Below are 13,170 nucleotides of genomic sequence, written 5' to 3' on the forward strand. Positions count from 1 at the left end.
AAAAATTTTGTTTCGAAGTGTATAAAAATAAATTTAGACAAAACTAAAAATATGTTTTTACATATAAAAATGTATTTTTGTATAATTAATAATTAGCAACTAAAATGTGGTTAGTCTGGTTGTTATTGAGTTCTAAATTCAAAATCATTTTAAATGACGCTTTCAGAAGAAGACTATATAAAAGCAATTTATCATTTAGGTAAAGGAGAGAATATCACGGTCTCTACAAATGCTTTGGCTGAAATGGTTGACACAAAGCCTTCATCTGTAACGGATATGGTTAAAAAGCTCTCGGAAAAAGGGGTTGCTAATTATAGGCCATATAAAGGTGTGAGTTTAAGTGAATATGGCCAGCGAATTGCCCTTTCTTTAGTTCGCAAACATCGCTTATGGGAGGTTTTTCTGGTAGAGAAACTCGATTTTTCATGGGATGAGGTGCATGAGGTAGCAGAACAACTTGAACATATTAAGAGTGAAAAACTAATAGATCGATTGGATAAACATTTAGGATTTCCTCAAGTTGATCCTCATGGAGATCCCATTCCTTCGAAAAGCGGAGAATTTAAAAAAGCTATAAAGAAATTGTTAAACGATATACCAATTGGTTCAATAGGTGTTTGTGTTGGAGTAAAGGATTCTTCGCCACCTTTTTTAAAGTTTTTAGATAAAAATAAGATTGCTTTGGGTGATACTATTTTAGTTTTAGATAAGGAAGAATTTGATGGTTCTTATAATATTAAAATTGGTGAAAGAGCAATACATATTTCAAATCAAATCGCTGGTAATTTATATTTAAAAATAACGGAATAGTTATGCATGAGATAATTGAATATTTTGAAGCAATAAATCCCATTTTAGCAGCATTTTACGCTACACTTTTTACATGGGGTTTAACGGCCTTAGGTGCTGCATTGGTATTTTTGTTTAAAAATCCAAGTCGAGCTGTAATGGATGGGATGCTGGGTTTTACGGGGGGAGTTATGGTTGCTGCAAGTTTTTGGAGCCTACTAGCACCAGGAATAGAAATGAGTCCGGGTGAAGGGTTCGTAAAAGTGATACCAGCGGCTGTTGGTTTCTTTTTAGGAGCGCTATTTTTGTTTGGTTTGGATAAAGTTCTGCCCCATTTACACTTAAATTTTAAGGAGTCGGATGCAGAGGGTATGAAAACACCTTGGCATAAAACAACTTTACTTACTTTGGCAATTACTTTACATAATATACCGGAAGGTTTGGCGGTAGGTGTGCTTTTCGGAGGGGTAGCTGCAGGTTTTGAGGGCGCATCGATTGGTGGTGCTGTAGCGCTTGCAATAGGTATTGGACTTCAGAATTTTCCAGAAGGCTTTGCGGTAGCAATGCCTTTAAGAAGACAGGGATTAAGTAGATGGAAAAGTTTTCAATATGGTCAAGCATCAGCATTAGTAGAGCCTATTGCAGCAGTAATTGGAGCATGGGCAGTACTAACTTTTCAACCAATATTACCCTATGCATTAGCTTTTGCTGCAGGCGCTATGATTTTTGTAGTCGTTGAAGAAGTTATTCCTGAAACGCAACAAGACAAACATTCAGATATTGCTGTAATGGGGTTTATAGGTGGTTTTATTGTAATGATGACCTTGGATGTGGGTCTCGGTTAAAAAAAGACTAGTTTTTATTTCTATTAATTTGCGACTTGCGCAGAACAAATTAAAAATTTTATCGTTTAAAAATTGAGCTCGATAACTTTGAAGGTAGATGGCAACTAAGAAAAATAATTGGTTATGGAATATATTGATTGTAATTACAATCATAGTAAGTATTCTTGCTTTTACAGCGCATTATAAGAATTGGACGGCTAATGAGTCAAATAGCTTTCGGGTGCTTTCTGGTTTTTATTATGAAAAATTTAATTACTCTGAATTAGATAGTGTAGAATTTGTACCCAGAATTCCGCCCATGGAACGTTTAAATGGATTTTCTGCTTTTGATAAAGGTAAAGGCATTTATCAAGAGTTTAAAGACTCGTTAACTGATAAAAAAGTTCATGTTTTCATAGATAATTTTGAAGGAAGAAAAATTCGATTGGTAAAAAAAGATGCTTCCCAGGTATTCATCAATCTTAAAGATTCGGTTGAAACGGATAAGCTTTTTTTGCTATTTCAATCTAAACTTGAAGAAGATTCACTAAATTAGGAGATAATACCCAAAAACCGTATTTTTTATTTACCCCTGACATCATCTGTCGTTTGCAACGATATCTTTACACTATATTTAATCTATAAATCAAGGAAAATGGAAACAAAGGAAATTGCAAGTAAATTAGTTGCGTGGTGTAAAGAAGGAGATTTTGAAAAACCCTATCAAGAGCTTTATAGTCAGGAAATAGTTAGTATAGAAAATGATGGTAAAAGTGAAGGAGGTCATGTGGAGGGTTTCGAGGGAATCCAGCAAAAGGGTGAGTGGTGGAAAGAAAATTTTGAAGTTCACAATACAACAGTATCAGAGCCAATAGTTGCTGATAATTGGTTTTCGGTAAAATTTGAAATGGATACAACACATAAGCCATCGGGTATGCGTTCTACTACTTCGGAAATAGCGGTATATCAGGTAAAAGAAGGTAAAATTGTAAAAGAACAATTTTTTTATGATGAACAAGGCTAAAGTAATTACTTTGTAAGCATTAATAAATATAATTTTAAACCGACCTTTTGGTCGGTTTTTTTTATTTTACTACAGTAAATCAGTTAGTTACATATTGTGTGATATGTTTGGCAGACTATATAGTTGGTATTGGCTTAATCCCTACAAAATTAAATAGCTGTCAACTGTAATTTAAAAATGGCTTTTTAAGTACTTTTAGTGCTCTTAAATATTCTCTTAATTTTATAATAATGGTATTATTAGCACAATTTTTTGGAGCGCTATATGGTTTTTTGGCGGTAATTTTTGGCGCCTTTGGGGCGCATGCTTTAAAAAAAATATATACTGACGAACAGCTTAAAAGTTTTGAAACTGGTGTTAAATATCAAATGTATCATGCGCTATTATTACTTGTGTTAAGTTTCAATTTCAATTTAGAAACGACACTTGAAAAATACATGATTTATGGAATTGTAATTGGCACCTTTTTGTTTTCATTCAGTATTTATGGACTTACCTTGAGTGCTGCGAAGGGTAATAAAATGAAGTTTCTTGGTCCAATAACACCGCTAGGTGGTTTATTCTTAGTTATTGGTTGGGGATTGTTAATTTATATAATTGTTAGAAATTTAGTATAATTGCTGAAAAATCTTACGAATAATTAGGTAAAGTATGTATTTTTGGTGAATAATTATGTATCTTAATGTTATAATTAAAAGTATCCGAACTTGTAGGTGGCAATAATAACATTTCATTTTTCAATGTTTTGCTAAATATGATTTAAGTTAATTCGCGTATAATTAGGAGCTTAAAAGGTTAAATACGTCATTAATCTTTAGTGTATGATGCAGCTTTACAAATTTCGATTACTTATCTTAAGTGTGCTCTTAATTAGCTTTTCTTCTAGTACAGCTCAAAATAGAATAGTTTTAAATAAAGAATTAGATTCATTGATAGCAGTAGCTACTAATGGAGCAAATACTCAAAATTATTTTCAGTCATTAAAGTTGGCAGAGCGAGTAAAGAAGATGGCTCTTAAGTCAAATGAAATCTATTACTTGGCACAAGCAGAAGATATCATTGCTGGGGCGTATACCGATTTATATGAGTATTCAAAAGCTGAATACTATCAGTTAGAGTCTATTAAACATAGCGAAATCCTAAAAGATTCAAACCTTCTTGCCTTAGGCTACTCCAATCTTGCACATGCCTATATGTTGGCTAATAATTTTGAAAAGAGTAATCAGAGCATTAAAGTTGCTCAAGCAATAGATGCCGAAAATACATACAATACCAGACTATACATTTATGAAACAAAGGTAATGTCTTTGTATAAACAAGGTATGTACGATTCTCTTGTAAAAACAGCTCATGCAGGCTTAAATGAGTTAGATTTTCGAATGAAGAAGAATTTGTCTGATCCAAATTTCAAGTCTAACGAATGGATTGATCTCATGAATGTTCGCTTGCAAATCACCTTTGAATTATATGTTGCTTATGGGCTTATGGAATTAAAGGAGGATTTAGATTTAGCCAATGAGCTATTGAACAAACACAAGGATAAAAAATTAGAAGATATTCTTTATAATAGTGTTCGTGTTTATGAAAATTATTATAAAATTAATGAGTATAAGGCAAATTATTTCTTAAGTCTGCCAATTCGGCAACTCGATTCAATTAAGTTTTACGAAGAAAAGGAAGAAAAATATTATTACGAAACTATTGATTATTTAAATAAAATCTCAAAAATAAAAACTGACTACTTAACACAGGCTATTGAAAGTGAGAATAAAGCAGAGCAGTTACAATTAATAGCTGAAAATAGAATTAAGGAAGATGAATTCAATGGTAGACTCATTTATCTTCTAAGTTTTATGGTCTTGCTGGCTTTAGCTTTTATCGGTTATTACATGCGAGCGAATGCTGCGATTAAAAAGGTTAATGCATCCTTGGATGAAGCCAATTTAAATTTAAAAAACCTGTTTTTAAATCGTGATCAATTCTTAGCTGTTGTAAGTAATGAAATAAGAACTCCTTTGTTTGCGTTAGAACAGCTGATAGAAACTGTACCAATCAATGATTATGAAATAGAAGATGAATTGGTGTTAGCTAATTATTCGCTATTAAACTTAAGACATTCAATAGACAATTCTTTACAATTTTCTAAGTTGAATTATTTTAACAATAATGAAAACGAATTAATTAATCGACCCGTAAATCTGAAAGATTTATTAGAGGACTTAAAAATGAATTTCAGGTCTTTGCTAATAGCTAATTTGGTTGAATTAGAAATTGCTTACAACGGGGATAACACTATTTTTAATTTAGAAAAATCAAAGCTAGTCTTAGTTCTAAATAACTTACTTAAAAACGCAATCGAAAAAGATGAAGTAACTAGGGTAGAGCTAAAGGTGATTGAAAGTCCAATAGGACAAATAGAGTCATTACTATCTTTTTGTGTTAAAGACAATGCTCAATTAATTCAAAAATCGGAAATAGAATATGTTGAAAAAGGCAACTATATTATTAATGATAAGAATATTACGAAGGGTATAAAATTAGGTTTAATTCTAAGTAATCAATTACTTTCCTTATATAATTCTAAATTAAAATTCTCTGGTAATGAACACTATAATTTAGTGTCTTTTGACATGAAGTTAGCAGCTTCTAATAAAGCAAAATTAGTCTCGAAAATAGACAATTCTAGAAAGCGAAATATTCTTTATGTTGACAATAATCAGTTCAATTTATCCACTTTTAATAAAATAATAGGGTCTTTAGATTATTCTTGCGATACAGTATGTTCTAATAGTGCTTTGGAAAAGGTAACGGAAAAAAGCTATGATTTAATTTTAATTGATGTAGACGAGCGAGAAGTGGATTGTTTTAGAGGTACTCGTGAGTTGCGAAACTATAACAATGCGCTGCCAATTATAGCAATTACTTCTTTAAGTAAGGATTTGGTTTTAAATAAATGCAAGGAGTATAGGATAAAAGATGTTTTAGCTAAGCCTGTTGACATTAAAGAGTTAAGCCGTGCTTTGGTTAAATATGCCTAAAACCTTACTGTACTATTGGAGGTTAATTTTCTTTGGTAGTAGTAAATTCTTTAATGGCTTGGTTGGGTTCAATAATGTTATATCCACTCCAGAATTCGGCGCTATATGCAGGTAAATAGGTGGGTAATATATCTTTCTTCTCTTTAAATGAATCAAAATTAGCTTCGCTTATAGGCTCGGATTCAAAAATTACAACTTCGTTTTTATCGATATTTCTTAAGGCGAAATCAATATTTCCAGACAGCTCGTTTTGCTTATTTTTCCCTTTAACAACTTTGTTCAATTCAATGATTTTTAGTGGGCGGTCAACACCCATTTTCATTCCGTTTTCAGATTCGAAATAGCGTAATTCATATTTGCTATCATTGCCTTTAGAAAAGATAATTTTTCCGTTGGATAGATACTGATTTGATGAAAAGCCTAATAGATTAAAAGTTTTTATTGATTTTACGTTGTTGTAATCTGCTTGAATAAGAGCAAAATCATCAGCATTAATATACAATCTTCCTCTATAATCTTCCGAACGTTTCGGTTTAAAATCAATAACATAAACAGCGTCATCTCCTAAATAGGTGAATTCTTGAAGAGTAAATTCATAACGGCCAGAATTCTTTAAAAAGTTAAGGTCGGTATCCTCTGTAATAGGTAGGTTGTTGTAAATTTCACCTAAGGTTTTTCTTCTGTAATTGGAAAAATTCTTTTTACGTTCTTCTTCAAATTTTTTAGTTTCAGCCAATTGCTTGTTTACAGCAGCAACATCGGTAGAATCAACATCTTCTTCAAAAATTTCATCACTGTCTAATTTTGTGCCAAAAAGACCAGATTTGATTTTGAAATAAGAATCCGTTTTAATATTCTTTTTTAAAATATCATTGAACTTTTCTTCAACTTTAGCAAAGTCTAGTTCCATGTTTTTATCATATAATTCGGAAGCTTTTATCAAATTTAGTTTTTGCCTTTCTTCATCATAATCACCATAAAGGTCTCCTAAAATTTCGGTGTAATAACTGTTATTTTCAGGAATGGTATTAATTATACTGTCCAAAAATTTTCTATTAAGCTCTTTAATTGTCGATTTTTTAAGGGAAAAGTCAGATTTAAGCATCCGCTGAAAGGAAGATCTTCGAAAGAACAATCGTTTTTTCGTTAAATCAAAATTGTAATTTTCTTCAATATTATCATTTACTAGGTCAATAATTTCATCGGCAGTATAATTTTTATTGCTGACCAATACTTCTTTAAGCTCAATTGCACTGGGCGACATATAAATTGCGGCTTTATTAAAAGTACTTAATGGTCTGGCAATGGATTCATAACCCATGCATGAAATAAATAGGGTATCCGTTTCTTTTGAATTTTCTTCTAATAGTATACTAAACCGACCTTCTTCATTTGTAATTGCACCTTTTTTAGTACTCCATTGTACGGTAACATAGGGTATTGGCTTCTGCGTTGTAGAATCTATAATTATAGAGCTTATTGTTTGCGCATTTGTTTGATAAATGGAAGATGAGATTAAAAAAATAAATAATAACAAAGAATTAAATCGCATAGGTTAGTGTTAGTTTTAAGACAAAAAAAAGTATAGCATTTTAGAATAGCCTACTATTTTTGATTTTCTTAGGATGATTTTATTGTTTATTTAACGATTCATGAAATAGCAGGATTAACTTTTAAACCAGACGATTAACCTCTGAAAATGTTACTAGTTTACGTTGATTTTTAGAAATATAAAATTGAAGAAGAGCTTTGAGCTATTTTTAAAAACAACCTAATTGCAACCGCAGTCACCATCACCACAATTTTTAGAGTTGTTTTTTTTAGAAGCTAAAAGACTTTTGGGTAATAAAAATTTCTTGAAAAGATAGCCAACTGCTAATGAGAGAATAATGTAAACTAAAATGGATTGTACAATCTGCATAGCTTTTTATTTTAGCGTTTGATAGGCTATAAGAGCAACAATATAAGCAAATATACTCATGAATACCAATTGAGCCATTGGCCATTTCCAGGTATTTGTTTCTCGTTTTACAATGGCTAACGTGCTCATACATTGCATAGCAAAAGCATAGAAAAGTAAAAGTGAAATACCAGAAGCTAAGTTGAATAAAGGTTTATTATTATCTTGATTAATTTCTGCAGCCATTCGATTTTTTATGGTTTCTTCCTCGTCATTACCCACACTATATATGGTAGCTAAAGTGCCCACAAAAACTTCTCTGGCAGCAAAAGAAGTGATAACAGCAATACCTATTTTCCAATCATAACCCAATGGTTTTACCAGAGGTTCAATGGCTTTTCCCATATAACCTATGTAAGAATGCTCTAATTTATAACTTGAAATTTCTTGTTCAATAGCTTTGTTGTAAAGTGTTTTTTTATGAATTTCCAGGGAGTCTGCTAATGACTGTGTTGATATATTTGTTCCAAGTTCTGTTTTGTAGCTTAGTAAATGAGCATCAATATTAGATTGATGTAATTCAGGAAGTCCGGTTTTGCTTATTCGCTCTTTAACAATAGAGTCTGCATTTTTAAATTTCTCCGAAATGCCATTAGATCCTAAAAACCATAGTACGATGGAGATTGCTAAAATTATTTTACCAGCACCAAGCACAAAGCTTTTAGTTTTTTCCCAAACAGTATAAATAACATTTTTCGGTAGTGGAAGCTTGTAATTAGGCATTTCCATTACAAAAAATGATCCACTTCTAATCTTAAGAATTTTGTTGAGTACCATAGCTGAAAAAATGGCCATACCAAATCCTAGTAAATAAAGTAGCATTAGTGTTAATGCTTGGTAGCTTACTCCAAGAAAACTTCCTTCGGGTATTACTAGTGCAATAATTATTAGGTATACGGGTAAACGAGCCGAACAAGTAGTAAATGGTACTACTAGAATCGTAATTAAGCGTTCCTTCCAATTGTCAATATTTCGTGTAGCCATTACTGCTGGAATTGCACATGCTGTCCCCGAAATTAAGGGGACTACACTTTTTCCACTCAATCCAAATGGGCGCATCAATTTATCCATTAGAAATACTACCCGACTCATATAGCCAGATTCTTCTAGAATAGCGATAAAGAAGAATAGGAATGCTATTTGAGGGATAAAAATTACAACACCTCCTATTCCAGCTAAAATCCCCTCGGCTAATAAATTAGTAAGTGCGCCTGCTGGTAATGTATTTTTCACCCATTCGCTGGCACTAGCAAAATTCTCATCAATGAAGTCCATTGGGTAGCTACTCCAGTCATAAATTGCTTGAAAAATAGTGAGTAATATGATGAAAAATATAAGGTAGCCAAAAACTTTATGAGTCAATACTTTATCTAGGCTAGCCCGTAAGCCTTTGGCAGCTGTACTATCTATTGTAAGAGTTTCTTTTAGCGATTCATTAATGAATTTATAGCGCAATACCGTTTCACGATGTTGCATTTTTTTAAGCTCAGCTTTAGTTTTGGTGTTAAAGTGGGCATCATCTTTTATGGTCTTCTTAACGATGGGCATAAAATTTACATCTTGAGTTATAACTAACCAAAGTTTGTAAACATCTTCATTTGGGAAGATTTTTTTAAGTCGCTCAAAATAGTCAGGTGCAATTTTAACGGTATCTATATTTGAAGCTATTGGTAGACTTTTATAATCTGCAATAAGCTCTTTTATTTGATTTATACCAGTGCCTTTTCTTGTACTTGCTAATGCAATTTTCGTGTTTAACTTAGCTTCAAGAGCAGGAACGTCTATAGTTATGCCTCTTTTAATCATGCGGTCTGCCATATTTATCACTAATATGGTGGGTACCCTTAAATCTTGTATTTGTGTGAAGAGTAGTAAATTTCTTTTTAAATTTTCGATATCACTAACTACAATAGCTACATCGGGGTAATCTTTGTCATTCTTATTCAGTAACAATTCAACAACTACACTTTCATCTAAAGAGGTGGTGTTTAAACTATAGGTGCCAGGTAAATCCAGAATATGGGCCTTTACACCTCTTGGTAATTTGCAAATACCCTCTTTTTTTTCGACGGTAATACCAGGGTAATTTCCAACTTTCTGTTTTAAACCTGTAAGCGCATTGAAGACAGAGGTCTTTCCTGTATTCGGATTTCCGATAAGGGCGACGTTTATTTGCTTACTACTCATTCGTAATTGAATCTACAATGGTTAACTCAATTTGCGCTGCAACAGATTTACGAATTGCAATATGAGAGCCGTTAACATTGATGTAAATAGGGTCTTTTAATGGAGCAATGTGCATAAGTTCAACAACATTACCAGGTAAACACCCCATTTCTAAAAGCTTAATCGGTAGCGCAGATACATCAATATCCTTGATGATTCCTTTTTGTCCTCTTTTAAGGTTTGCTATAGTCTTTACCAATTTTTATTTAGATTGATTATAAGTAAGCGCAAAAATAGGGTAATTTATTCTATAAACTGGAATAAATGGATATCAAATTTTTAAGTAATTAATAGTGCAATTAGCTAATTGTGTCCGTGGAAACAATTAAGTATTGTTGCAAATGAAACTAATTATTTTGTTTTGAATATGAAGCTTTTAAAACGTCTAAATCGCTTAATAATTTATCGATTTCTTCCGGCTTTGTGCCATCATAAAATCCCCTAATTCTTTTCTCTTTATCAACTAGAATGAAATTCTCGGTATGAATCATATCAAATGGGCCGCCATCACCAACAGTTTGAACAGCTAGATAAGATTTTCGAGCAAGCTCATAAATTTGTTTTTTATCACCAGTAACTAAATTCCATTTATCATCAATAACACCCTTTTCAAGAGCATATTTTTTAAGTTGAGCTACGGAGTCAATCTCAGGAGTTACCGTGTGTGAGAGTAATTTTACGGTAGCGTCATTTATAATTTTTTGCTGTATGGCAACCATATTATCTGTCATAATAGGGCAGATTGTAGGGCAAGTAGTAAAGAAAAAATCGGCGATATAAATCTTGTCTTCATAATCTTTTTGAGTTATAATTTTTCCATTTTGATTAATTAACTCAAAGTTGGCTATAGTATGGTATTTTCTAATATTTTGAATAGTGCTATCAACTAATTCAGAATTTACCATGGAGGGTTGGTAAATAGTTAATGTTTCTTTAGGTTTCAAAGCATTATAGAAAAGGTATATAATCACTACTGAAATAAAAAAAAAGACGATACCGAAAAACTTAAATTTGGCAAAAAATTCGCGCATAATTTTTTTTGCAAAGATACACCAGTCGCATATGGCTTTCAAGTGAAATTACGAGGTTAGCTGCTAAATCTTTGCTAAAAAAGACTGTGCCAGAGCAGTTTCTTTTTTTAAGCCATGTTAAAAGAGTACTTTTGTGCCTTCAAAATTTGATCTATGGAGATGAGTCCGATACTTGTCAAAACTTTGCAGTTTTTTCTTAGCCTTTCAATTTTAATTGTTCTTCATGAATTAGGGCATTTCATTCCGGCTAAATTATTTAAAACAAGAGTTGAAAAATTCTATTTGTTTTTCGATGTAAAATTTTCCTTATTTAAAAAGAAAATAGGAGAAACCGAATATGGTATCGGTTGGTTGCCTTTAGGTGGATATGTTAAGATATCAGGAATGATTGATGAGAGCATGGATACCGAAGCTATGAAAGAAGAGCCAAAAGAATGGGAGTTTCGCTCCAAACCTGCTTGGCAACGTTTAATTATTATGTTAGGTGGTGTAACGGTAAACTTTGTACTAGCAGTTATTATTTTTATAGGACTTGTTTTTGCCTATGGCGAAGAATTTATTCCAGCAGATAGCCTTAAAGATGGCATTTTAGTTAACGATAAAACTTTAGGTGATAAATTAGGGATACAAACAGGCGATAATATTTTAGCTGTAGATGGAAATCCGATAGAATCGCTTCAGTATACATTGCCTGAGATTGTGTATGGCGAAACAATGACCATTAAACGAGATGGTAAAACTTTTGACCAACCAATTCCGGTAGATTTTATTGAAACATTATCAGACAATAGAGATAATGCCAAAAATCTTATCAGTTTTAGAAGACCTTTTGTTGTAGCCGAGGTTTCCGAAGACTCACCAAATATGGGCGTGGATTTTAAGAAGAATGATAAGGTGTTATCAATTAATGGCAAAACAGCAACTTATTTAGATCAAGCAGCTGCTATTTTAGAAGATTATAAGGGACAGCAAGTGAATATTGCCGTACAAAGGGAAAGTGGAGCTGTCGATACATTACTTGCAGATGTGTCAGCTGAAGCTAAGTTGGGTGTAGCGTTGGCAGGTAATAGTATTGCTGAATTGGCTTCTATGGGTTCTTTTGAAGTAGAAACAAAACGATATACACTTTTAGAATCGATACCTGCAGGTTGGAATAAAGGTGTTAAAACGTTGACAGATTACATTAAAGGAATGAAGAAAATTTTCAATCCTGATACTGGTGCGTATAAAGAAGTAGGTGGTTTTGCTGCCATTGGAGGAATGTTTCCAAAAACATGGGATTGGCCAGTTTTTTGGGGAACGACCGCTTTTATATCGATTATTTTGGCATTTATGAACATTTTACCCATTCCTGCATTAGATGGTGGGCATGTTATGTTTTTATTATATGAGATGGTTTCTGGTAGAAAACCGAGTGATAAATTTCTTGAATATGCCCAAATGACGGGCTTTTTCATTTTAATTGCGTTGTTGTTATACGCTAATGGAAACGACCTTTATAAATATCTATTTAAATAGCATGTTTTTTTGTTGGGGACAATAAAAAAAACATATATATTTGCAGCCGCTAAATAATTATTTAGTGAATTAAATTCCTCCTTAGCTCAGTTGGTTAGAGCATCTGACTGTTAATCAGAGGGTCCTTGGTTCGAGCCCAAGAGGAGGAGCAAAATTAAGACAAGCCATTCAAGAGATTGAGTGGCTTTTTCTTTTTTTTGAGGGTTAAAGAATATGCCCTTTTTTAATATTTTTCTTCTTTTCCTAAGAACCAATTACCTATTCCGAAACTGACTTGCCGTAATACCCACATTGCGTTTAAAGAACTGATTAAAATTGGCTACTTCGTTGAAGTCTAATTCATAGGCTATTTCTGCCACAGATTTATCCATTTGGTGTAATAAAGTTTTGGCAAATAGTATTTTATAATCTATGATAATCTTCTGAGCACTTTTGCCTGTAGCTTTTTTAGTGCATTCTGTTAAGTAAATAGGACTTATGTTCATCTGTGAGGCATATTCGACAACCGATAAAAACCTATTGTTGCCCTTAAGAATTTGTTGTTCAAATTTAGACATGATACTATCAAATCTATTGGTAGTGACTATACCTTTATTATTTTGTGTAGCACGTTTTACTTTATAAAGTAGAATCAGAAGAAGCGACCTGACAATTTCCCGGTTGTTCAACGCCGTACTTCTAGATTCATCATATAATTCTTGTGCAATAGGCAGAATGCCTTTAAAATCCTCATTTGTTGTCTGATAAATGGGAATCGTAT

The 13,170-nt window shown here is 32.5% G+C and carries 12 protein-coding genes and 1 tRNA gene; 8 read left to right on the plus strand and 5 right to left on the minus strand.

Features of this window, described 5'->3' with window-relative positions; genetic code table 11:
* Positions 1-153 precede the first annotated feature (153 nt).
* The 6 genes from ABJF52_RS08805 to ABJF52_RS08830 all read left to right on the plus strand — a co-directional run bounded on the left by ABJF52_RS08805 (position 154) and on the right by ABJF52_RS08830 (position 5,675).
* Positions 154-810 carry a metal-dependent transcriptional regulator gene (locus ABJF52_RS08805; protein ID WP_348149165.1) on the plus strand — a complete coding sequence of 219 codons (657 nt, stop codon included), beginning with the start codon at positions 154-156 and terminating at the stop codon, positions 808-810.
* A 2-nt stretch (positions 811-812) separates the two neighbouring features.
* Positions 813-1,634, plus strand: a complete 822-nt coding sequence (locus tag ABJF52_RS08810) for a ZIP family metal transporter (RefSeq protein ID WP_348149166.1) — start codon at positions 813-815, stop codon at positions 1,632-1,634.
* A 97-nt stretch (positions 1,635-1,731) separates the two neighbouring features.
* Positions 1,732-2,169 (plus strand): hypothetical protein, encoded by a 438-nt coding sequence (locus tag ABJF52_RS08815; protein WP_348149168.1) that lies wholly within the window; start codon positions 1,732-1,734, stop codon positions 2,167-2,169.
* Positions 2,170-2,268: 99 nt separating this feature from the next.
* Positions 2,269-2,637, plus strand: coding sequence for a nuclear transport factor 2 family protein (locus ABJF52_RS08820; protein ID WP_348149170.1), 369 nt, complete (start codon positions 2,269-2,271; stop codon positions 2,635-2,637).
* 230 nt (positions 2,638-2,867) lie between these two features.
* The gene (locus ABJF52_RS08825) at positions 2,868-3,254 is read left to right on the plus strand and encodes a DUF423 domain-containing protein (protein ID WP_348149172.1); all 387 of its coding nucleotides are present in this window, start codon (positions 2,868-2,870) and stop codon (positions 3,252-3,254) included.
* A 204-nt stretch (positions 3,255-3,458) separates the two neighbouring features.
* Complete coding sequence (locus ABJF52_RS08830) at positions 3,459-5,675, plus strand: response regulator (RefSeq protein ID WP_348149174.1); 2,217 nt, start codon at positions 3,459-3,461, stop codon at positions 5,673-5,675.
* Positions 5,676-5,697: 22 nt separating this feature from the next.
* Here the strand turns inward: ABJF52_RS08830 and ABJF52_RS08835 are convergent, their stop codons facing one another.
* The 4 genes from ABJF52_RS08835 to ABJF52_RS08850 all read right to left on the minus strand — a co-directional run bounded on the left by ABJF52_RS08835 (position 5,698) and on the right by ABJF52_RS08850 (position 10,892).
* Positions 5,698-7,227 carry a carboxypeptidase-like regulatory domain-containing protein gene (locus ABJF52_RS08835; RefSeq protein ID WP_348149176.1) on the minus strand — a complete coding sequence of 510 codons (1,530 nt, stop codon included), beginning with the start codon at positions 7,225-7,227 and terminating at the stop codon, positions 5,698-5,700.
* Positions 7,228-7,602: 375 nt separating this feature from the next.
* Complete coding sequence (gene feoB / locus ABJF52_RS08840; RefSeq protein WP_348149178.1) at positions 7,603-9,822, minus strand: ferrous iron transport protein B; 2,220 nt, start codon at positions 9,820-9,822, stop codon at positions 7,603-7,605.
* The gene (locus tag ABJF52_RS08845; protein ID WP_348149180.1) at positions 9,815-10,060 is read right to left on the minus strand and encodes a FeoA family protein; all 246 of its coding nucleotides are present in this window, start codon (positions 10,058-10,060) and stop codon (positions 9,815-9,817) included. Before ABJF52_RS08845 ends, feoB begins: the two co-directional genes overlap by 8 nt.
* A 148-nt stretch (positions 10,061-10,208) precedes the next feature.
* On the minus strand, positions 10,209-10,892 hold the full coding sequence (locus tag ABJF52_RS08850; protein WP_348149182.1) for an SCO family protein: 684 nt from the start codon (positions 10,890-10,892) through the stop codon (positions 10,209-10,211).
* Between the two features lie 159 nt (positions 10,893-11,051).
* Between ABJF52_RS08850 and rseP the strand changes: the two genes are divergently transcribed.
* Together rseP and ABJF52_RS08860 are read left to right on the plus strand one after the other, a co-directional pair.
* Positions 11,052-12,410 carry an RIP metalloprotease RseP gene (rseP, locus tag ABJF52_RS08855; RefSeq protein WP_348149184.1) on the plus strand — a complete coding sequence of 453 codons (1,359 nt, stop codon included), beginning with the start codon at positions 11,052-11,054 and terminating at the stop codon, positions 12,408-12,410.
* A 75-nt stretch (positions 12,411-12,485) separates the two neighbouring features.
* Positions 12,486-12,559 (plus strand) — tRNA-Asn (locus ABJF52_RS08860).
* A gap of 105 nt (positions 12,560-12,664) precedes the next feature.
* Here the strand turns inward: ABJF52_RS08860 and ABJF52_RS08865 are convergent.
* On the minus strand, positions 12,665-13,170 hold a 506-nt coding region (locus ABJF52_RS08865), incomplete at its 5' end, for a helix-turn-helix domain-containing protein (RefSeq protein WP_348149185.1).

Origin of the sequence: Aurantibacter sp. (assembly GCF_039941195.1) — a bacterium.
Taxonomy (GTDB): Bacteria; Bacteroidota; Bacteroidia; order Flavobacteriales; family Flavobacteriaceae; genus Aurantibacter_A.